Origin of the sequence: Actinopolymorpha sp. B11F2, from assembly GCF_040195635.1 — a bacterium.
GTDB lineage: Bacteria > Actinomycetota > Actinomycetes > Propionibacteriales > Actinopolymorphaceae > Thermasporomyces.
Window position 1 is genome coordinate 267348 of record NZ_JBEFTX010000005.1, and the last position, 21878, is coordinate 289225.

The 21878-nt window shown below is 69.4% G+C and carries 17 protein-coding genes; 8 read left to right on the forward strand and 9 right to left on the reverse strand.

Annotated features, from left to right (window positions below):
• The first annotated feature begins 29 nt into the window (after nt 1–29).
• Nucleotides 30–1868 (forward strand): polysaccharide deacetylase family protein, encoded by a 1839-nt coding sequence (locus tag ABN034_RS12030; protein WP_349691082.1) that lies wholly within the window; start codon nt 30–32, stop codon nt 1866–1868.
• 22 nt (nt 1869–1890) lie between these two features.
• On the opposite strand, the gene ABN034_RS12035 is transcribed toward ABN034_RS12030, so the two are convergent.
• Together ABN034_RS12035 and ABN034_RS12040 are read right to left on the reverse strand one after the other, a co-directional pair.
• Complete coding sequence (locus ABN034_RS12035; RefSeq protein WP_349691083.1) at nt 1891–2790, reverse strand: aminoglycoside phosphotransferase family protein; 900 nt, start codon at nt 2788–2790, stop codon at nt 1891–1893.
• A gap of 242 nt (nt 2791–3032) precedes the next feature.
• Nucleotides 3033–4235, reverse strand: coding sequence for a DegT/DnrJ/EryC1/StrS family aminotransferase (locus tag ABN034_RS12040; protein ID WP_349691084.1), 1203 nt, complete (start codon nt 4233–4235; stop codon nt 3033–3035).
• A 260-nt stretch (nt 4236–4495) separates the two neighbouring features.
• Here ABN034_RS12040 and ABN034_RS12045 point away from each other — a divergent pair, with 260 nt between their 5' ends.
• Genes ABN034_RS12045 through ABN034_RS12055 form a run of 3 tightly spaced genes read left to right on the forward strand, consistent with a single transcriptional unit; the run spans nt 4496 to nt 8461 of the window.
• Nucleotides 4496–6172 (forward strand): hypothetical protein, encoded by a 1677-nt coding sequence (locus ABN034_RS12045; protein WP_349691085.1) that lies wholly within the window; start codon nt 4496–4498, stop codon nt 6170–6172.
• Between the two features lie 22 nt (nt 6173–6194).
• Nucleotides 6195–7256 carry an NAD-dependent epimerase/dehydratase family protein gene (locus ABN034_RS12050; protein ID WP_349691086.1) on the forward strand — a complete coding sequence of 354 codons (1062 nt, stop codon included), beginning with the start codon at nt 6195–6197 and terminating at the stop codon, nt 7254–7256.
• A complete protein-coding gene (locus tag ABN034_RS12055; protein ID WP_349691087.1) occupies nt 7256–8461 on the forward strand; it encodes a dihydrodipicolinate synthase family protein in 1206 nt (401 codons plus the stop codon). The genes ABN034_RS12050 and ABN034_RS12055 overlap by 1 nt, the downstream gene beginning before the upstream one ends.
• Nucleotides 8462–8652: 191 nt before the next feature.
• Here ABN034_RS12055 and ABN034_RS12060 read toward each other — a convergent pair whose 3' ends face one another.
• From ABN034_RS12060 to ABN034_RS12070, 3 genes are all read right to left on the reverse strand, one after another.
• Nucleotides 8653–10362 carry an alkaline phosphatase family protein gene (locus tag ABN034_RS12060; RefSeq protein ID WP_349691088.1) on the reverse strand — a complete coding sequence of 570 codons (1710 nt, stop codon included), beginning with the start codon at nt 10360–10362 and terminating at the stop codon, nt 8653–8655.
• A gap of 1 nt (nt 10363) precedes the next feature.
• The gene (locus ABN034_RS12065) at nt 10364–11152 is read right to left on the reverse strand and encodes a CDP-alcohol phosphatidyltransferase family protein (protein WP_349691089.1); all 789 of its coding nucleotides are present in this window, start codon (nt 11150–11152) and stop codon (nt 10364–10366) included.
• Nucleotides 11153–11319: 167 nt separating this feature from the next.
• Nucleotides 11320–12483, reverse strand: coding sequence for a C40 family peptidase (locus ABN034_RS12070; RefSeq protein WP_349691090.1), 1164 nt, complete (start codon nt 12481–12483; stop codon nt 11320–11322).
• Between the two features lie 280 nt (nt 12484–12763).
• On the opposite strand from ABN034_RS12070, the gene ABN034_RS12075 reads away from it, so the two are divergent.
• A complete protein-coding gene (locus tag ABN034_RS12075) occupies nt 12764–13813 on the forward strand; it encodes an aldo/keto reductase (RefSeq protein WP_349691091.1) in 1050 nt (349 codons plus the stop codon).
• A 30-nt stretch (nt 13814–13843) separates the two neighbouring features.
• Here the strand turns inward: ABN034_RS12075 and ABN034_RS12080 are convergent, their stop codons facing one another.
• Nucleotides 13844–15082, reverse strand: a complete 1239-nt coding sequence (locus ABN034_RS12080; protein ID WP_349691092.1) for a hypothetical protein — start codon at nt 15080–15082, stop codon at nt 13844–13846.
• A gap of 135 nt (nt 15083–15217) precedes the next feature.
• The gene (locus tag ABN034_RS12085) at nt 15218–16147 is read right to left on the reverse strand and encodes an IclR family transcriptional regulator (RefSeq protein WP_349691093.1); all 930 of its coding nucleotides are present in this window, start codon (nt 16145–16147) and stop codon (nt 15218–15220) included.
• A gap of 125 nt (nt 16148–16272) precedes the next feature.
• Here ABN034_RS12085 and ABN034_RS12090 point away from each other — a divergent pair, with 125 nt between their 5' ends.
• The 3 genes from ABN034_RS12090 (at nt 16273) to ABN034_RS12100 (ending at nt 20094) form a co-directional block, all read left to right on the forward strand.
• Nucleotides 16273–17727 (forward strand): MFS transporter, encoded by a 1455-nt coding sequence (locus tag ABN034_RS12090; protein ID WP_349691094.1) that lies wholly within the window; start codon nt 16273–16275, stop codon nt 17725–17727.
• Nucleotides 17728–17750: 23 nt separating this feature from the next.
• The gene (locus ABN034_RS12095) at nt 17751–19358 is read left to right on the forward strand and encodes an arylsulfatase (protein WP_349691095.1); all 1608 of its coding nucleotides are present in this window, start codon (nt 17751–17753) and stop codon (nt 19356–19358) included.
• Between the two features lie 94 nt (nt 19359–19452).
• The gene (locus tag ABN034_RS12100) at nt 19453–20094 is read left to right on the forward strand and encodes a LysE family translocator (protein WP_349691096.1); all 642 of its coding nucleotides are present in this window, start codon (nt 19453–19455) and stop codon (nt 20092–20094) included.
• Between the two features lie 96 nt (nt 20095–20190).
• Here the strand turns inward: ABN034_RS12100 and ABN034_RS12105 are convergent, their stop codons facing one another.
• Both ABN034_RS12105 and ABN034_RS12110 read right to left on the reverse strand, forming a co-directional pair.
• Nucleotides 20191–20934: a GntR family transcriptional regulator gene (locus ABN034_RS12105; protein ID WP_349691097.1), complete on the reverse strand. Its 744-nt coding sequence runs from the start codon at nt 20932–20934 to the stop codon at nt 20191–20193.
• A gap of 144 nt (nt 20935–21078) precedes the next feature.
• Nucleotides 21079–21741, reverse strand: coding sequence for a hypothetical protein (locus ABN034_RS12110; RefSeq protein ID WP_349691098.1), 663 nt, complete (start codon nt 21739–21741; stop codon nt 21079–21081).
• Nucleotides 21742–21878 lie beyond the last annotated feature (137 nt).

Sequence of the window (21878 nt, forward strand, 5' to 3'; positions counted from 1 at the left end):
GCAGTCGCCATGCCGACCTGAGGAGTTCCGTGGGATCCGCCACCCGTACTCTTTCACCCGCCCCGATCGGTCTCGTCCTCGACGACGGTGCCGCCCAGGCCGCCCACCACGAAGGGCGAGACGCGTGGTGGCTCTACACCACCGAGGTCCTCGACCACGTGCGGCTGCCGTACGACGTCCTCGCGCCCGACGCGCTGACAGGGCTTGGCGCCGCCACGGCCGACGCACCCGGTGTTCTGGTCTTTCCACACCCGCCGTCCTTGGATGCCGCTGCCGTGACGGCTGTCACGGGATGGGTGGAGCGCGGCGCGGCGCTTGTGCTGTGCGGCGGACCGGGAACGCTGGTCGAGCTCACCGGCGTGACGGCCGGATCGCCGGTCGGGGACGGGCATGTGGAGATCGTCAAGGGCGCCTTGACACAGCCGCCGGACGTGCCGCTCCATGCGTACGGTGGTGTCGAACTCGCACCTGGCGATGGCGGCGACGTCCTGGCGAGGTGGACCTCTGGCGCGGCGGCGATCGTGGCGCGCAGCGTCGGTCGAGGTGTCGTAGTCGTCTGCGGCGTCGATCTCTGGCAGTCGATCGTCCGCATCCAGCAGGGGTTCCGGGTCGAGCAGGACGGCGCGCCGGCCGCGGACGGTTCGTGCCCGGTCGACGACGGCATCCTCAAGTGCGACGACGGGCTGCCGCTGTCCTACGAGCGGGACCGGGCGCTGCCACCCGGCGAGTCCGGAGTGGCCGAAGGACTGTTCCCGCACGAGTATCCGCCACCAGCGGCGGCGCCGATCTTCCACCGCCCGCAGGCCGACATCTGGCGCCGGGTGTTCCTCACACTGGTCCTTGACGCCGCCGAACGGTGTGACGTCGTACTCCCCTGGCTCTTCTACTGGCCAGCAGGGGTCCCGGCCGTCGCGCACATGTCGCACGACTCGGACGGCAACGTGTCGGAGTACGCGGCGACCGCGCTGGAGGTCTTCGACGAGGTCGACGTCCGCGTGACGTGGTGCCACGTCTATCCCGGCGGTTACGACCCGGCGATCGTGCAGGCGATCGCCGACCGGGGGCACGAGCAGGCCCTGCACTACAACGCGATGGAGGACGCCGACATCGCGTCATGGGGATGGCCACAGCTGCGCGCACAGTACGCGTGGGCGCAGGCCCTCACCGGCCGGGAACGCATCGTCTCCAACAAGAACCACTACACCCGCTGGGAAGGCTGGCACGAGTTCTTCGTCTGGTGCGAGCGGATCGGCATCGAGATCGACCAGTCCCGCGGGCCGAGCAAGCAGGGCGACGTCGGGTTTCCGTTCGGGAGTTGCCATCTGTGGTTCCCGATCGCCGACGCGGCCGAGGCGAACCGGCGGATCGACGTCCTCGAACTTCCTCTGCACACCCAGGATCTCGCCTGGGCCGGGCACGAGGCGAACCGTGACGTGATCCTCGATCAGGTGCTGGCCGAGCACGGCGTCGCGCACTTCCTCTTCCATTCGCCGCACCTGCACCTCCGCCCGCCGACGCGCGCCGCGTGCGTCCGCCTCGCCGCCGAGGCCAGGTCGCGCGGCATGGTGTGGTGGACGTCGGAGCAGCTCAACTCCTGGGAGCGCCGCCGGCGTGGCGTGCGGCTCGCCGTCACGGGTGAAGCGGATGGCGCCCTGCGGGTCGCCGTTGAGACCGACGACGCGTTGGACGGCGCCGCCGTCCTGCTCGCGGTGCCGGGGCTGGCCGGCGATGCGGCGTTCACGGTCGAGGCAGGTGCCGGGACCGCGACGGTCGTGGTCCGGTACGGCCGGCCGTTCGTGGAGCTGGCGACGGACCTGCCCACCGGCAGCACGTCGTTCCTCCTCCGGCAGGTGCGCGGCGTCGGCTGACGGCGGACGGCTCAGGGAGGGCTCAGGGTGAGCTCTCGGCGAGGACCTCGACCAGCGCGTGCGAGGTCTGGCGGATCATCCCGGGATTGGTGTCCCAGTAGTACGCCAGCCCGGAGACCGCCTGGTAGAGCGCCCAGCCCCGGCCACGCAGCCACGACGCGTCGTCGACGTCGAGCTCGGACCGGTACCTTCGGCGGCTGTCGCCTGCGAAGACGTTCCATGCCGGCTGTAGGTCACACGCGGGATCACCCACATTGAGGCCACCGAAGTCGATGACCGCTGACAGCCGGCCGTCGACGACGAGCAGGTTCCCCGGGAGCAGGTCGCCGTGCAGCCAGACCTCGTCGCCGTGCCAGGCGGGAGCATCCAGCGACTCCTCCCAGGAGCGTGTCGTGGCGGCACCGTCGATCCGGTCGCCCAGCCGTGCGATCGACCGCCGGACCTGCTCGTCGTGTTCGGCGAGTGGTCCGCCGCGACCTCCGCGGGGACGCGGGAACGCACCGGTCGTGTCGATCTGGCGCAGTGCCGTCACGAACGCGGCGAGATCGACGGCCGCCTGGCTTAGATCCTCGAGCGTGCCGTTGGCGTTGTCACCGGGCAACCATTCGTACACCGACCAGTCGAACGGATAGCCCTCGGCCGGCCGCCCCGTCGCCACCTGCACGGGAAGTGAGAGAGGCAGGTGCGGTGCCAGCTTCGGCAGCCACTCCGCCTCCTTCGCCGCCTGTTCGGTCGCCCAGCCGATGCGCGGGAGCCTGGCGGACAGGTGATCACCGAGTCGGTAGATGTCATGATCGGTTCCGTACGACACGACCAGGTTGATCGGCAGATCCGCCCACTGGGGGAACTGCCCCGCGATCAGGCGACGGACCAGCTCGGCGTCGGTGATGATCTCGTCGGTATGCATCCTGGTTCGGCCCACCGCGGCATCCTTGGTGAGCCACCCCGGTCCCTGCAACCGGATTTCGCCCCGGCAGCCGAGAGTGCTCGCCCAGAGGCTGACCCGCAAATGACCACGCTGAGCGTGCCTGTGGTACCTGGAACAGGCATGGACGCCATCATGAGGTGCACAGGCCTACCTGGCGTGGTCATTGCGCGTCAGTTGGTCCCTGCCGCCCTCAGCGGAGCCCCTCAGTCGAGGTGGCCCCTCAGTCGAGGTGGCCGTCAGTCGAGGTGGCGCAGGACCTTCTCGATGGCCGTGGCGACGTCGTGGATGTCCTCCTCGGTGCCGAGAAGGACGGGTTGCGGCAGCCACACAGTGTCAGAGGCCAGCAGCTCTGTCGCCGGCAGCTCCGGCTCCGGGTACGGCTGGCCCAGCCGGCCCGTGATCGACGCGATCTCCGCGCGGAGCGCACCGTTGCGATGCAGGCCCTGGTACCCGCCCGAGCAGGGGATCCCCTCCGCCGCCAACGCTCGTACGAAGGCGTCGCGGCTCTCGGCACCACCGATGCCGGGCAGCCGGAACACGAACAGGTGCCAGCCGTGCGCGGTGACCGACGTGACGGCATCCGGAACCCAGACCCCCTCCACCTTCCCCAGCAGCTCGGTGAGGAGCGCGGCGTTGGCGGACCTGACGGCCTGCTGCGCAGGATGGCGCCGCAGCTGGACGCGCAGGATCGCCGCCTGGAACTCCGTCAGCCGCAGGTTGTAGCCGAGCCGCTCGTGCTGGTACCAACCGCCCCCGCCGACCCTGCCGACGTTGGCCAGCGAGTAGAGGTGGTCGGCGAGTTCGTCGTTGTCGGTGACCACGGCACCGCCCTCGCCGGCACTCATGTTCTTGCTGGTCTGGAAGCTGAACGTACCGACGGTGCCGATTGCCCCGACCCGCCTCCCCTGCCACTCGGCGCCGTGGGCCTGCGCGGCGTCCTCGACGATTGCCACGCCGTGCTCGCGACCGAGGTCAGTGAACGCGGTCATGTCACACGGACGCCCGGCGATGTGCACAGGCATCACGGCCTTGGTACGCGGGGTGAGGGCCGCCGCTGCTGCCGCCGGGTCGAGGAGGTACATCGCCGGATCGAGGTCCGCGAAGACCGGAACCGCCCCGACGAATGTCGCCGCCGCCGCGCTGGCGATGAAGGTGTAGGACGGGACGACAACCTCGTCACCGATCCCGACACCGACCGCACGCAACGCCGCGGCGAGTGCCAGCGTGCCGTTGCAGACACAGACACAATGTGCCGCCTGCTGGTAGGAAGCGAACTCCCGCTCGAAGGTCGCGACCACCTCGCCGTGGGTGCTGCCCCACTCGCCGGAGGCGAGGACTTCGGCGATCGCCCGGGCCTCCTCGTCGTCCGAGCTGGGCCACCGAGGGAAGGGCGTTGTGCGGACTGGGCTGCCGCCGTTCTGGGCAAGCAGTGCTGACATCTGCGGTCACCTCGGCCTCGGGCTGCTGCGTACTGCTCGGAACCTGCAGGATCGCCGCCAACCCGATAATGGGTCAAGACCGGATATCACGTGATGGCCGTTGCCGGTCTGGACAGTTCACCCCGGCGCTCGGGGCGGGCACAGGATCTTGACCAGGTCTGGGTGCACGAGTTACGGTCAGGCCCTAAACCCATGGAGGTCACCGGACCGCGTGCCCGCTGTGCGCCCAGCCCCTTCGCTGTGGTGGAAAGGAATCCGCGATGCCCGGCACATCCTTCGAGTCCCACCCCGCGAGCCCGCACTCCACGGGTCAGCACTCTCACCCCAGCCTCGGGCGTTCCCCGCTCACCAGCCGGCGGAGCCTGCTTGCCGGAGGTGGCCTGCTCGGCGTCGCCGCCGCCACCGGTCTCGGGATTCCGGCACCACCCGCCCGCGCGGCGCCGGCATCGGCGTACGAGTCGGCGGCGGCGTACGACTACACGTCGCGGGAGACGTTCGACACCTTCGACCGGATCTTCCACGAAGGTGGGGTCAGCGGTCAGCCGGACGAGCCCAACGAGGCGGGTGGGCTGGCGTGGGGTCAGTCGTACGTGCTCCTCGGGTTCCTCCGGATGTACGAGGCCTACCGAGACACCTACTACCTCGACCGGCTCATCACCAACGTCGACCTCATGCTGGACCAGCGCGACAGTGTGCGTGGCGCCACCGACTACCGCGGCCGGTCGCTGCCTGCCTGGCGGGCAACGAACCCTTACACGGTCGGCACCGTCGAGCTCACCGACTCCGCCGGACACCCGGTCCTGGAGGTCCGTAGCGCGCGGGCCTATGCCGACACGACCACCGGGACGGTCAGGGCCGGCAGCAGCGCGGACTCGTTCACACTCGAGGTACGCAACGCGCGGTACGGCTACGTGGACACGTTCGCGAACCTGGTAATGGATCCGGCGAGTCCCGACTACGCGGTCAGGCGGGTCTACGACGCCTATCCCACGCTGACGATGACGACCGCGCGTGACCTGCGGGGCGCGGGCGACGAGGGTGGGCTACCAGCGCACGGGACGTTCAGCTTCGCCTCCCAGCCGGTGATCTTCGCCGTACACACGGGGATGATCACCTATCCGGTCGCGGCGTACGTGCGGACCGTCTACGACGACCCGAAGCTGCGCAAGGACCCGCACTACAAGGGAAAGGCCGACGAGTACCTCGCCGCCGTCACCGCCGCCGTCACCGTCCACGACGACGAGTGGCGGGAGAGCGACGGACTGGGCTACCTCCAGTGGCCGAAGGGAATGCCGGTGCCGTACGACGGCACCGAGCAGCCGGTCAACCAGAGCACCGCTCTCGGCCAGACCTACGCCGAGCTCGCCGCGGCGACCGGGAGCGCGCGATACCGATCCCGGACCCGGGCGATGGCCCGGATGGTCGCCACGCAACTCACGGTTGACAGCGACCAGGCGTACGTCTGGACGTACTGGCCGAAGTTCGGCGTCATGTACGAAGGCTTCGCCAAGACCGGGTCGCCGGACACCGACGTCTCGGCCTACACACCGGCGTACGGGTCGGGTGGCGTCGGCGCCCAGCAGATCGAGGATCTCAGCCACGGTGCGATCAGCGTGGAGTTCGCCGCGTTGGCGTTCCGCGAGAAGCTCGCCTTCGACGGCTCGGACATGGCGAGGTTCGCGCGCACCTATGCCGACAACCTCGCGACCGAAGCCGATGGCGTCGCCACGACGTTCGTCCGGGTCGACGGAAGCGGCGCTCTCGCCACGTCGGGTCAGTACCTCCAGGCACCGCGCTGGCTGCCCGTGGTCCGGTGGGACGACCGGATCTTCCCCCACTGCCGCGCGGTGTATGTCGACCACGATGTCCAACCGGGCTACGGTTCCGGCCTGGCGGCGATCGGCTATCTCAACTGGGCCGCCCGCGGTCGTACCTGAAACTCGGCGGCCTACCGTGGTCGTGTCGTACGAACCGAAACTGGAGCGCAAGGTGTTCGACAACGAGGCAGATCTCGAGGACCGGCTCGGCGAGCCCTCACCGGCCCTTGTCGCCGAACTCGCCGACTTCGCCGGCCTGCGAGGGGATCTGGTGGTACTCGGGGCAGGCGGCAAGATGGGCCCGAGCCTGTGCCAGCTGGCCCGGCGCGCTCTCGACGCGGCCGGACGCGACGACATAGCTGTCGTCGCGGTGTCCCGGTGGTCCAACCCGGCCGTGGAGCAGGGCCTCCGGGCGGCCGGTGTGCAGACGCGGACGTTCGACCTCACTCCAGACGCCGACCTTGCCGGACTGCCGGACGCGGGCGCCGTGGTCTACATGGTGGGCGCGAAGTTCGGCTCGAGCGGGCGGCCGGCCCACACCTGGGCCGTCAACGCCCTCCTTCCGGACGCCGTGGCCCGGCGGTACGCCGACGTCCCGATCGCCGCGTTCTCCACCGGCAACGTCTACCCACTCGCCCCGGTGTCCGGTGGCGGCTGCACCGAGTCGGATCCGCCAGGGCCCGTCGGCGAGTACGCCATGTCGTGCCTGGGTCGCGAGCGGGCCTTCGAGTACGCGAGCATCGAGCGCGGCACTCCGGTCACCCTGATCCGACTCAACTACGCGGTCGAGATGCGTTACGGCGTCCTCGTCGACATCGGCACCGCCGTCCGAAACGAGCGACCGGTCACGCTCTCGACGAGCCACGTCAACGTGGTCTGGCAGCGCTACGCCAACGAGGTCGCGTTGCGCAGCCTGCGGCATGCCTCCACGCCGGCATTCGTTCTCAACCTCACGGGGCCCGAAACCGCGTCGGTACGACGGATCGCCACCCGGTTCGGTGAACTGCTCGGCGTCGAACCGAGCTGGTGCGACGACGAGGCCGACACGGCACTTCTCTCCGACGCCGGGCGGTGCCACCGGATGTTCGGCTACCCCGACCTGTCCTTGCAGGCGTTGGTGGAGGCGACCGCCGACTGGCTCGCCAAGGGTGGGACGGTGTGGGACAAGCCGACGAAGTTCGAACGCCGCGACGGAGCGTTCTGATGGGGTCGACCGGGCTGCCAGGACCGACCGGGCTGCCGGCGTCGACGGGGTTGCTCCCTGCCGCCGAAGCGCGGTCGCTCGCCGAGGGCTGCGTGATTCCGGCGCATCCGCTCGCTCTCACCCCGCAACGCCGCCTTGACGAACGCCGCCAACGGGCGCTCACCCGCTACTACCTCGCGGCAGGCGCCGGCGGGGTCGCGGTCGGCGTCCATACGACGCAGTTCGCGATCCGCGGGGCCGGGCTGCTCCGCCCCGTCCTCGAGTTGGCCCGCGACACGATCGACGAGACGCTCGCCGCGACTTCTGCGGCGGGCGTTCAGCGTCGGCCGTTCCTCCGCATCGCCGGCGCCTGCGGCGAGCTCCGGCAGGCGATCGCCGAGGCCGAGCTCGCCGCGAGTCTCGGCTACCACGCGGTGCTGCTCGGTCCGGCCGGCGGGCCGGAATCCGACGAGGCCGACCTCCTGCTCCGCGCGAAGGCCGTCGGCGAGGTACTGCCGATCGTCGGCTTCTACCTCCAGGAGGCGGTCGGCGGGCAGAGGCTGTCCCGGCGGTTCTGGCGGGAGCTTGCCGAACTGCCGAGCGTCGTGGCCGCCAAGATCGCCCCCTTCGACCGCTACCGCACGCTCGAGGCCATCCGGGGCATCAGCGAGTCCGACCGTGGATCCGACGTCGCGCTCTACACCGGCAACGACGACGCCATCGTGGCCGACCTCCTGACGCCGCTGCATCTGAACGTCGGCCAGCGGTTCGTCCGACGGCAGATCGTCGGCGGCCTCCTCGGCCAGTGGGCGGTGTGGACGCACAGCGCGGTCCGGATGCTGGACCAGATCCATCACGTCATACGTACGCACGTACCCGGTCCGGCCGGACCTTCGGGACCGGCTGCGTCCGCTGCATCCGGCTCCCCCGCCGAGTCCGGGGACGTGCCAGCTGCAGGCGACCTTGTCGCGCTGATGGAGCAAGGCGCCCAGCTGACCGACGCGAACGCGGCGATCTTCGACGCCGCGGGCGACTTCGCCGGTTGCATCGCCGGCGTCCACGAGATCCTGCGCCGCCAGGGCCTCCTGGCCGGCACCTGGTGCCTCGATCCGGACGAGACACTCTCGCCGGGCCAGGTCGCCGAGATCGACCGGGTGTGTGTCGCCTACCCCCACCTGACCGACGACGCGTTCGTACGCGAACACCTCGACGACTGGCTCCGCTGAGGTTCAGCCCGGATCGCGAGGGCCGGATCGCTACCGCTAGCGGGTGTCTGATGGATCACGATCGATCAGTGAGCGGCGCATCCGCGCCCGGCTGGCAAGACCGAGGAGGAAGGCGCACCGGTCTTGTGCGCCGATCGACGAGAACGCAGCCAGGCGGGACGCCGTGAGCCGATCGTGATCCATCAGACACCCTAGGGTCCTGGCGCGGTCGACCCGGGCCGCGGGCCGTACGCGGTCAGGAACTTGTCGCGGAACGTGTCCATCCGCCAGACCGGGGCATCTGGGTGGGGCTCCAGGCCGTCCTGCCACCCCCAGCCGGAGATCCGGTCCAGGACCTTCTTGTCGCGGGCGACGATCGAGATCGGTACGTCCCGGCTGGGGTCGTGCCGGGTGACGGTCGGGACGGGCTGATGGTCCCCGAGGAACACGAGCACGGTGTTGTCGTCGCCGTAGGTCTCGACGTAGGAGACGAGGCTCTCCACCGAGTACGCGATGGACCGCGCGTAGGCGGTGCGTACCCGGTCCGCGTCGTTCCGCGTGTCCTCGGCGTCCTTGTCCGCCTTGCGCATGGCGTCGTAGACCGAGCCGTCGGCGGCCTCGTCCCAGCTGACCATCTCGGGCAGGGGAACCCACGGGTTGTGGCTGGAGGTCAGGACGATCTCCGCCATCAACGGCTTGCGGCCGGGTGCGCTGCGCTCCAGGCGTTCGAAGGCCGACAGGGTGTACTGGTCGGGGATGCCTGACCAGCCGTAGGGCGCCCCTTCGTACCCGAGGTGGCGGGCGTCGTAGATCCTGTCGAACTCGTAGAACTTCCCCTCCGGCCAGGTTCGGGTGGTGCCCGGGAGGATCCCGACCGTCCGCCAGGCGTCGGTGCGACGAAAGGCACCGGTGAGGGTGAGGCGCTCGCGCGTGGTGACAGTGCGGTAGCGCTGCTCGCTCTTGATCCACAGGCCGGACATGAACGTGGAGTGGGCGAGCCAACTGCCGGCACCCGTCGCCGGGGAGGTGAGGAAGGCGCTCCGGGAGGAGAACCCGGCCGCGCGCAGTCGGCTGGTCCCGTCCGTGAGTGTGGCGCGAACCCGCGACGCCAGCTGTGGGTCCTTGACCGCGCTGCGGCCGTAGCTCTCCACGAAGGCGACGATGACGTCCTTGCCGCGCAGTCCGGTCAACAGCCGGTCAGCGGGCGTGTCGGCGAACGCGTCGACGGTGCTCTGCCTGGCGAACGCCTGCCGGTCCTTCAGGGCCGCATCCACGTCGTGCACGCGGTTCCGGACGATCGCGCTGGTGTTCTTGGTGGCGACCGACACGTCGGCGATCTGCACACCGAGCGTCACGCAGATCATCCAGGCGGTCCCGAGGATCAGCGCGGTCCGGGTCGCCACCGGCCGATGATCGACCATGAGGTGGCTGAGCCGGACGACCGCCAGGGCCATGAGGACGGGCAGGACAAGGGCGACGAGCACGGCCCCGACCGCGGCGGCGAGCGCGCCGACCTGACCGACCGACTCGCCGAGGAACTCCACGGCGTTGGCGACCAGGAGCCAGTCGAGCACCAGGTCGAACGGCCGGTCGAGAATCGAGTAGAAGCCCATGTCGAGGAGCTTCAGGAGGGTCAGCACGCCAAGCGTCGCCCCGGCGACCGCAGCCACGACCCGCCTCGGCCTCGGCGCCAGGGCCAGCAGGACGGCCGCGCCGAAGATCCCTTCCAGCGGAATGCGCGCGAACGCGCCAGGGGCGAGGTGGGTGAGCTGGTTGGGCAGGAGGAGGGCGACGTGCACGAGCACCGCGGCAAGGGCAGTGGTCGTCCACCGTGCGGCCCACGCGGCCCGCGGGTATCGGTCCCGCCAGCGGTCGTCCGCGATCTCGGTGTCCTCGCGGCCCGGGGCCGCATTGTCTGTCACGTCAGGCGGCAAGATTCCGCCCGTGCCGCCATTGCCACCACACGGACTCCCCGAACGAGCAGATGAGCAGAAACAGCGCCAGTGCCACGACCGCGAACTCGACCGACCTCGGCAGCAGGTCCGCACTGACCACGACGAGCACGACCCCCTGGATCACTGCCACGACCTTACGCGCATAGAGCGGCCGCAGCGGCGTACGCAACCACGGCTGTCGCCAGCTTGCCGCCACATAGGCGTACCGCATGCATCCGATCGCCAACACCCAGGCACCCAGGGACGGCGCGACGAAGATGCTGAGGACGAGGACGAGGAAGGAGTCGGCCTCGATGTCGAACCGCGCACCGAACTCCGACGCCGTCCCGGTACGGCGGGCGACCCTGCCGTCGACCCCGTCGAGGATCAGGGCCACCGCCGCGAGGGCGACCATCACCGCCGGCGCGCTCCCCCCGATCCGGTCCGCGGCGATCGCCGTGATGCCACCAATGAGCGTCAGGCGGGTCAAGGTGACGCGGTCCGCCGGGCTGAGTGACCACGTGCCAGAGCGCCGGAAGGCCGCGCCGAGGACCAGCCCGCCGAAGACCGTGAAGGCGATCCCCGCCACCCATCCCGCCAGTCCCAGTCCCAGATACGCCCACAGGAGGGTGAGCAGAACGGCTTCGACGACCGCGGCCGTCACCAGGTCGCGACGATAGGCATGGGTGCCGCTCGCGACCGAACCCACACGCACGTCCCACAGCCGCCTCACGGCCCCACTTTCGCCCATGTGATCAGCCGCCATCTCGTTGTCCACGCCGCGGATCCGGACACCCGCTATCCCTAGGGGGTGTCTGATAGATCACGATCGGCTCGCGGCGTCCCGCATCCCGCCTGGCTGCGTTCTCGTCGATACGGGACAGCCGCACACCATAGCCCGGTCGGCCAACCTTGAAGCAGCGGCGGCTGGAGACGAAACGCCACCTAGCCTGGCCGGGTGGCGCCGGCGTAGGGCATGTAGTCGATGTTGATGTACTCGACGTTGTCGCCCGGTTTGGGTGCGTGCAGAACCTTGCCGTCTCCGGCGTAGATGCCGACGTGGTGGAGGTCGCTGTAATAGAACACGAGATCACCCGGCCGCAGGTTCGAGCGGGCAACCTTCGGCGAGCTGTCGTACTGCCTGCTCGACGAATGGGGCAGGGAGACACCTGCCGCCTCCCACGCCTTCATCGTGAGGCCCGAGCAGTCCCAGCTGTCCGGTCCGTCGGCGCCGTAGACGTAGGGCTCTCCAAGTTGGTCCCGGGCGAAGGCGAGCGCGATCTCACCTCTGGTGCGGTCGGGTGTCGGCGACGGTGTGGGAGTGGGCGACGGCGACTTCGTGGGCGTCGGAGACGGCGACTTCGTGGGTGTCGGCGAAGGCGACGGTGTGGGAGTGGGCGTCGGTGTCGGGCTCGGTGTGCTGCGTTCCTCGGCGCGGGACGCCCGAAGCCTCGCCTGGCGCCGACGCTCCGCCTCCTCCAGGCGCCGACGCTCCTCGGCGGTGAGCCGGTCGAGAATCGCCTGGGCCCTGGCGGCGTTGCGGAGGGCGGCCTTCCGGCGTTCGACGGTCTCGTCCCGGGCCATCCGCAGCTCGTCGAGTTCGTACCCCAGGACCGCACGCCGTTCGGTCAGGTCGGACTGCTCGTCCTGGAACCGACTCAGCAGGTCCGCCTGCTGGCGGGACAGCGCCTTCACGGTGGTCATCTGCGCCAGATAGTCGGCGGGGCTGTCGGCGATGAACACCTGGACGGTGGGGTCGAGGCGACCGCCCGTGCGGTATTCGGCCGCCGCGAACTCGCCGATCTGGCGACGCATGGCCTGGACGCGCTTCTCCTGGCGGGCGACGCCGCCGGTCAGGGTGCGGACCCTGCGGTTCATGGCGACCATGTCGTCTTCGAGCTCGTTGGCCCGCTCGGTGATCAGCTCGGCCTCGTGGTAGAGGTGGTCGACCTGTCTCCTCACCTCGTTGATGTTGCGCGTCGGCTCTGCCGAGGTCGGCCCGGGCACGCCGACCACCGCGGCAACGGTGGCGGTGCCGAGCGCGACCAGCGCCCGCCCTTGTGGATCGCGACGGCGACGATGCTTCGGTGCAGGGCGATGCTTCGGCACGGGTGATACGCCCTTCCTCTTCCCGCCGGCCTGCCCAACGGGAAAAGACGCCTGGCTCCACGGGGAATCACCTGACTCGGCACCCGTGCGAATCAAGCATCCAGATGCGTCGTACCGACCGAGGCGGCCTCCCCACTCGGACCGACGCTTGGGGCTGGACTGTAGTTACCGATTCGTGATCCGGCAACCCCTCGGGCCTACGCGCGGACAACGCCGAATGGCACGATGACAGTGATCCCTGGACGGCCGCGACCCGCGACAAGGACGAAGGACGGCGTACATGACCTACCGCACCCTCGGGCGTACCGGCGTGAAGGTGAGCCCGCTGACCCTCGGCACGATGATGTTCGGCGCCTATGGCAACCCCGACCACGAGGACGGCATCCGCATCATCCACCGCGCCCTCGACGCCGGCATCAACGTCCTCGACACGGCCGACGTCTACTCCCAGGGCGAGTCCGAGGAGATCGTGGGCAAGGCACTTGCCGGCGGCCGGCGCGACGACGTCGTCCTCGCGACGAAGTTCCATGGACGGCTCGGCGACGACCCGAACCACGCCGGCAACTCCCGCCGGTGGATCGTCCGCGAGGTGGACAACAGCCTGCGCCGGCTCCAGACCGACTGGATCGACCTCTACCAGGTGCACCGGCCGGAGCCGGACACCGACATCGACGAGACGCTCGGGGCGCTCAGCGACCTGGTCCACCAGGGCAAGATCCGTTACTTCGGTACGTCGACCTTCCTGCCGTCGCAGCTCGTCCAGGCGCAGTGGACGGCCGAACGCCGGAACCGGGAGCGACCGGTGACCGAGCAGCCGCCGTACTCTCTGCTCGCCCGCGCGGTCGAGCGCGAAGTGCTGCCGCTGGCCGAGGAGTACGGGCTGGGCGTACTCCCCTGGAGCCCGCTCGCCGGCGGCTGGCTCTCTGGCCGCTACCGGCGTGGCGAGGAGCCCACCGCGGTGTCCAGCCGGGCCGCACGGCAACCGGCTCGCCATGACCGGTCGCTGCCGGAGAACGCGCGCAAGCTGGAGGCGGTCTATGCCTTGACCGAGCTGGCGGACGACGCCGGCCTGTCGCTGATCCAGCTCGCTCTGGCGTTCGTCCTCGAACATCCGGCAGTGAGCTCGGTCATCATCGGCCCGCGCACGATGGAGCACCTGGAGTCGACTCTCGGCGGGGACAAGGTGTCGCTCTCCCACGACATCCTCGACCGGATCGACGAGATCGTGTCGCCCGGAACGACCCTCAACGAAGCTGACGCGGGCTACCAACCGCCGGCGATCGTGGACGCCCGCCTGCGCCGCCGCAGCTCGTCGCCGGCAACGCCCTGACGCGGTAACGCGGCTTTGGTTGGATCGCGTTCAGAGCTCGAGGCGGTAGATCACCGGCGGACGACCCATCTGGCCTTCGGCGAGGGTGCCGACCGGGACGGCGGCACCGGCACGTTCGAGGCGCTTGAGCAGCCGGCGGGCACTGCGTTCCTGGATGGAGAACGCCTCGGCCACCTCGGCGGCGGTCACCTGGGCGTCGGCCCCTTCGACGAGACCGCGCAGCGCCTGGAGCGTTCCGCGGCTCATGCCGAGCCGCCGGGCGAGCCGACCGATGTCCGTAGGGCCAGGCTGGTCGGTTCCTGGGCTCCGGGCGAGGACGATGTCCGCGTCGTGCGGCCCGGCGAACACGGCCGCGACCTCGCCGTCGGCCCTGGCGCGGGCCAGCGCCCGGGACGCGCGGGCGGCCGCTTCCCCGGCTGATCGGGCGAGCCCCAACCCGACGTGGACCGATGTGTGGCGAGCGGCGAGACGTTCGAGGAACGGCGCGGCCGTGAAGTCGGCGGTCGCGCGCTCCAGCGGTCCTCGCGTCGTCACCAGGAGGTAGCGGTCCTCGTCGATCCGAACGACCGCCCCGCCGAGCTCACCCAGGTCGCGTTCGAGCGCCCCGTCGGCCGTGTCGAGTTCGACGAAGCCCAACGCCACCTGGGCATCGGAGTCGTGTGCGCTGCGGATCCGCAGGGCCAGGGCGTCGACCGCCTCCCGGATGTCCCGCGGCGCGGGGGCCAGCCGGACCACCGGCATCTCCTTGCGCAGCACGTCGTACGCCGACCGCAGGCAGGTGATCGCGACAGTGGCGCCGTGCCGCTGAGCGGCTTCGCGGTGGAACGCCACGACGTCACGAGAGCGTACGGAGGCAACGTATTCCATCGTGCGTACGGACGTCTCGGCCAACCCCGCCTCGGCGAGCGTCTCCGCGACCTCCACCGGCTGCAGGGTGTCGATGCTGACCAGGCTGAGGTCACCGCCGTCGCGCGAAAGGCGCAGCAACGCCGCCAGGAGGGTGACTCCGCTGTAGGAGACGTGCCCGGAGGGCAGGACGTCGGCGCGTTCGGCGGTCGCGATGGCGTGCGGCACCACACCGGTGAAGAGCCAGCCGTCGACCTCGTGCCCCCGCGCCCGGATGATGCGAAGGGTCTCCTGCTCCCAGCGGTACGGCAACCGGATCGCCCGAAGATCGGCAGTGTCGTCGACCACGGACGCGACTCTGGGGACGAGGTCGGAGGGTCCGACGACGCCGACCGTCAGTGGTGCCCGCACCACGACGCCCACCTGGTACGCAACCTCATGGGCGTAGGTTACGGCCCGGCCCCAAAGGCGCCGACGAGGACACCCTCACTCACCGGTCTGGCCCCATGCCGGCCCCGTGTCGTCCCCAGGCCGCTCCAGGCGGCGGCGAGGGGTTCTCTACCGTTGCAGCGCCCGGGCGCGGACCTGGGGGTGGAATGCCTGTCGGCCGCCGATCTCGACGCTGACCGCCTGCGCGGTTGTTACGAGGTCGGCGAGGATCGAGTCCATCGCCGTCCGGTTGAGCCGCACACTCGGTCCAGTCACCGAGATGGTGGCAACCACCTGGTCGGCGTGCCCGCGCACGGGCGCCGCGAGTGTGTTCACGCCGACGATCGTCTCCTCGAACGCCGCGGCGTAGCCCCGTATCCGCGCGGTGCGTACGGCCTGCACGAGTTCCACCGGCAACGGCGGTCGTACTGGCGAGACGTCGCCTGGAGTCCGCTCGCGCGCGATGCGTTCCACGTCGTTGTCGGCCATCCCGGCGAGCACCAGGCGGCTCGGTGCCCCACTCCACAACGGATATGGCCGACCGATCTCGAAGGTACGACGTAACTCGGCGTTGCTCTCGACCTGGTCGATGTGCATCACTTCCTCGCCGACCGGGATCGACAGGCCGACCGTCTCCCCGGTCCGGTCACGCAGTCGGACCATGTGCGGCAGCGCGACGGCCCGCACGTTGATCCGGCGTTGGTAGGCCATTCCCAGCGCGAGCGTTCGCGGCCCGAGCCGGTAGCGGCGGTTCGCCGGATCCTGGATCGCCAACTCGGTCTCGACCAACCCGCGCAGCAGTCGTTGCACTGAACTCTTCGGCAGGTCGACGCGACTGGCGATCTGGCGGATCGTCAGGTCGGCCTCGGCCTTGCCGAGTGCGTCGAGGACCTGCACCGCTCGCCCGAGCAGTCCGTTCACGGTCTCAGCCCTTCTCTCACCCTGCATGGTCTCCCGGGCGGTCTCGGTCCGCTGTCCCAGCGAGGGTTGACCGTCCGCGGCGACGAACGACACAGTAGTGACGTCTGTCCCGATCTGAAGCTTGTTGTCCTTTTCCACGGGACACAAGGGTTCTGTGGGTCCAGTGCGTTGCCGGGACAGCAGTGTTCGCGGAACAACAAGGCGGGACGCCAGCGGAACGCAGCAGGCCAGCGGCAAACTCCGGTCGCACCCGGGAGGTCGACATGCCTCGGAACCCATTCACGAGTGAAGGCCCGAACGACGGCCCGAACGACGGAACCGGCGATGAACCTGGCGCCGGAACCAACGGCCGAGTTGGCGACGGGAGCAGCGAGGGCGTCAACGACGGGCGGGAGGCGTCCATCCGCCAGGTCGCGGCGGCGAGCCTCGCCGGCACCGTGGTGGAGTGGTACGACTTCTTCCTCTACGCCACGATGGCGGGACTCGTCTTCAACCAGGAGTTCTTCCCCACCTTCGACCCGCTGATCGGGACGCTGGTCGCGTTCGGCACGTTCGCTGCAGGATTCGTCACCCGACCGATCGGGGGCGTGCTGTTCGGCCACCTCGGCGACCGGCTCGGCCGCAAGCCGATGCTCGTGGTCACGATGATGATCATGGGGCTGGCGACGTTCGCGATGGGTCTGCTGCCGACGTACGCACAGATCGGCGCCGCGGCTCCTGTCCTGCTTCTCATCCTGCGGATGCTCCAGGGCATCGGGCTCGGCGGCGAGTGGGGCGGCGCGATCCTGCTCTGTGTCGAGCACGCGCCGGACGGCAGGCGGGGCTGGTTCAGCAGCTGGCCGCAGCTCGGCGTGCCGGTGGGGTTGCTGTTGTCGACGCTGGCGATCAGCGGGGTCGGGCGGCTCGGTGACGCGGCCCTCGTCGACTGGGCGTGGCGGGTGCCGTTCCTGGCGAGCATCGTGCTGGTCGCGGTCGGCATGTTCATCCGGCTCCGGATCAGCGAGCCACCGGCCTTCCAGCGGATCGTCCGGACGAGGCAGCGGGCCCGGGTTCCCCTCCTCGACGTCGTACGCCAGCACCCGAAGATCACCCTGCTCGGCATGGGCGCCCGGATGAGCGAGAGCGTGACCTTCAACGTCTACAACGCGTTTCTCGTGACCTACACGGTCGCCGTGCTCGGCCTGCCGAAGAGCTACATGTTCGACGCCCTGATCGTCGCCTCGGTGGTCGGTTTCTTCGTCATCCCCCTCGCCGGTCGGGTCTCGGACCGGGTGGGGCGGCGGAAGGTCTTCATGGCGGGGGCGCTGCTGGCCGCGGTCAGTGCGTTCCCCATCTTCGAGCTCGTCGACACCGGGTCACGGTGGCTGATCATGGTCGCGGTCGTCGTCGGCTGGGGAATCGCCGCGTGCACGATGTACGGGCCCGAGGGCGCGATGTTCGCCGAGATCTACCCGACCCGCGTCCGCTACAGCGGGATGTCGGTCGTCTACCAGATCGGGGTGCTGCCGTCCGGTGCAGTCGCACCGCTGATCGGCACGGCGCTGGTCGCGAGGTTCGACGGAACGTCCTGGCCGGTGGCGCTCTACGTCCTTCTCATCGCACTCATCACCGTCGTGTCCCTCGTCTTCCTCCCCGAGACCTACCGCCGACCCGTCGACGACGCCGGGCCGCAGGATCCCGATCCCGTCCCCTCACCCGTCGTGGCTGAAGACCGGTAACCGGTGTCGTCGAAAGGTTTCCCGTGACTCGAAACTCCCCCAACATCGTTCTGATCCTGGCCGACGACATGGGTTTTTCCGACATCGGCTGTTATGGCGGCGAGATCGAGACACCGCATCTTGACCGGTTGGCGCGCCAGGGCACGAGATTCACGCAGTTCTACAACACCGCGCGTTGCACACCCTCGCGGGCATCGCTCGTGACCGGGCTTCACCCCCACCAGGTCGGGATCGGCATCCTCAACTTCGACGACAGTCCGGACGGCTACCCGGGCAATCTCTCGGAGCACTGCGTCACGGTCGCGGAGGCGTTGTCCAGTAAGGGATATGCGACGTACATGTCCGGCAAGTGGCACCTGGCGAGCGACATGGAGACTCCGAACGAAGCCTGGCCGACCCGACGGGGGTTCGACCGCTTCTACGGCACCCTCGAAGGTGCGGGCAGCTTCTACCAGCCACGCACCCTGGTGCGCGACGAGCGGAACGTCGAGGACGAGGGCCTTGATCCCTTGTTCTTCTACACGGATGCGATCAGCGACAACGCCGTACGGTTCGTCGAGGACCATGAGGCCGACTCGTCCGACTGTCCGTTCTTTCTCTATCTCGCCTATACCGCACCGCACTGGCCGCTGCACGCACATGACGAGGACATCGCGAAGTACCGTGGCCGGTTCGACGCCGGATGGGACACACTCCGTCAAGAGCGTCTTGACAGGCTGATCGCCGAGGGGATCCTCGATCCGTCCTGGACGTTGTCCTCACGCGATGCGCGGGTAGCGGCGTGGGACGACGTGCCGGACAAGGAGTGGCAGGCCCGGCGGATGGAGGTCTACGCCGCCCAGGTCGACCGCATGGACCAGGGCGTCGGCAAGGTGGTCGCCACCCTCGACCGCCTCGGCCAACTCGACAACACCCTCATCGTCTTCCTGTCCGACAACGGCGGCTGCGCGGAGGAGATGCCGCCGGAAGAGGTGAAGGAGTTCGTCACGAGCTTCGTACCCATGAACGAACACACCCGCGAGGGCGATCCGGTCGTGCCGGGAAACGTTCCCGGCCTGATGCCCGGGTCCGAGGCGACCTATCAGAGCTACGGCCGGGAGTGGGCGAACCTGTCCAACACGCCGTTCCGGGAGTACAAGCACTGGGTCCATGAGGGCGGCATCGCGACGCCCCTCATCGTGCACTGGCCGGCCGGGCTCGAGGAGAGCGGCGCGACCAACCATCATCCGTACCAGCTCGTCGACGTCCTTCCGACTCTCCTCGACGCCGCCGGCGCGACCTACCCGGAGGAGCGCTCAGGGCACGCGGTGCCGCCGGCCGAGGGCGTGAGCATGATGCCCGCCCTGCGCGGAGAGGACGTCGCGGATCGTGCGTTGTACTTCGAGCACGAGGGAAACTGTGCGGTACGCAAGGGCCGGTGGAAGATTGTCCGCAAGCACGGAACGCCGTGGGAGCTCTACGATCTCCTCGACGACCGCACCGAACTGCACGACCTCGCCGACCAGCATCCCGACCTGGTGGCCGCACTGGTGAGCGACTACGAAGCCTGGGCAGGCCGGTGTGGTGTCATCCCACGCGAACAGGTCCTCGAGCTCTACCGCCGCCGCGGCCACGGCCTGCCCCCGGAGTGACCCGATCCCTCGACGATCGACGGCGAGGACAGGTCCGCCCGCGGGCAGGGCTTGTGCAAAGGCGTCTTCGGCATGCCCGCTGTACTCTCCCGGCATGGTGTCTTCGGAGCAGTTGGCCGCCTTCGCGGTGGCGGCGTTCATCATCATCGTCATTCCCGGTCCGAGCGTGTTGTTCGTCATCGGTCGCGCGCTGGCACACGGTCGCCGCACCGCACTGGCCTCGGTCGCCGGCAACGCTGCCGGACTCTATGTCGTCGCGGTGTGCATCGCGCTCGGGCTCGGGCTCCTCGTCGAACGTTCGGCCCTGGTCTTCACGATCGTGAAGTACGCCGGCGCCGCCTACCTCGTCTTGCTCGGAATCCAGGCACTCAGGCACCGCCGCAAACTCAGCGCCCAGCTCGGTGGCCTCGGCAGTGTTCCGCGCAGCCTGGTGCGCTCGGCCTCCGAAGGCTTCGTCGTGGGCGTTTCCAACCCCAAGTCCTACATCATGTTCGCGGCTGTTCTCCCCCAGTTCGTCGACCGGCCGTCCGGCCACATCCCGAGCCAGATGCTCGTGCTGAGCGTCGTCCCGTTCCTCATCGCGCTGGTCTCCGACAGCGGCTGGGCGGTCACCGCGAGCGCGGTCCGCTCGTGGTTCGCGCGGTCGCCCCGGCGCGTCGAACTGGTCGGCGGTGTCGGCGGACTCTCCATGATCGGGCTCGGACTGTCCACGGCCATGACCGGCCGCAAAGACTGACCGGGATCACCACCAGGTCGGGCACCGCGCCAGCCGTACGACCTGGCCGTCCCGCCCGAGGCTGGACATTGCCGGGACGTAGCCCGGACCCTGCCGTCACAGGCCGGTGTCCTCGGCGATCGCGGCGTCCCCCTCGATCTCGAAGACCACCCGGAGCACCCGCGGATTGGACCACGTGGCGGCGTACTCCCCCAGCTGCCGAGTACCCCCGATCCGGTTGAGGCTCTCCGCGTACCAGCACGGGCGCGGCGCGTCATCGCCCAACAGCGCGGCGACCTCGAGGTCGGGCACGTCGAGTGACACGTGGTGCCGGTACCTTCGCAGCGTCATTCCGTACGCCTGGGACAGCAAGGTGTAGAGCGACACGTCGTCGGCCAGCCGCTCCTCGATGCCGGCCAGCCGGTTGCCGGGCAGCACGGTCGTCCACACTCCGGCCACGACCCCGTCGACCAGGTTGAGCCGGCGGACCTCCACGAGCTCCCCACCGGCGGCGACCTCGGGCTCGTACGGATGCTCGGGCCGGGGTGCCCGCCTGCACACCCCGAGCAGCTTGGTTCCAGGCGTCGCACCGGCCGCGACGACGGTCGCGGCGAAGCTCGGTGGCAGGTCCTTGCTGATCACGTAGTCGATGCGCCGCCGCACGAAGGTGCCCGACCCGCGGATCCGCTGGACCAGGTACCGATGCTCCAGTTCCTGCAGGGCGGCGCGGGCGGTGAGGCGACTGACACCCTGGCTGGCGACGAGTTCATGCTCCGAGGCCACCCTGGTACCGGGTGGTACGTCGCGCAGCTCCCGAGCCAGCTGGTCGGCCAGCTGGAGGTACGTGGATCGGCTTGTCATGACAACCACCTCCCGTCCGGCAGGAGAGTAGTCGTAAGCCTCGCGCGGATGCGCGCCGCCGGGACGGACGAGGCGTTGTTCGCGGGAGCCGCGCGCTATGACGAGCAGGGACCCGACGCGCCGAGGAGCCGCCTCGGACTGATCTCAACGCCGCTTGGCGTTGTCGCGTCCCGGCGGCGGCGCGGGCCTGTCCGAGCCGATGTCGGCGCGAGCATGGGTGAGAAAGTCGTTCTTGGCGCGTTGCACGCCGGCCGGGTCGTCACGGACGAGATCGATGAACCACCGGTCCGCCGCGAACCTGACGTCGGACGGCGCGAGCAGGCGTACGACCTCGCGCGCCTGGGAAAGGTCTTCGCGGAGCTGTGCCTGCCGGGCGGTCACCTCATTCGCCGCGCTGGTCGCCAGTGCGGTCGTGACCGCCATCGGGTCGGTGGCATCCAGATCCGCCTGTGCGTGGTCATTACGTGCATGGCGTGAGTCGCCCGGGGCGGCGACGTTCCTGGCATCCGGCCGCGGGGCACGCAGATCGGTGACCATCCGTTCGTACTCGCTCGCGAGGCTCATGAACCGGGCATATGCCTCCTGCCGTTCAGCCAGCAATCTGCGCCGCTGCTGCTCCTCCGACCACGCCTGCCAGTTGTTGCGTTGCTCGACTGCCTGCCGTTCGAAAAGTTTCAGGGCACTCTTGTTGCTCCGCCACGAGGCGATCAGTTGCACGATCAGCATGATGATCACGACAGCGAGCGCGAGGGCGGCGATTCCGATGCCACGCTGGACGCCCGGGTCGAGAGCGTTCCACCAGTCCATACCGCCACCATGCCGTCCGCAGCATGTCTACGCGGCGCATTTCCAGTTCTCCGTCCGCACCGGCTGCCATTGTCTCGGTACGAATGTCCCGAGACACCGAAAGCTGGCATCTGGGTAAATGCGCAGATGGTTCACAT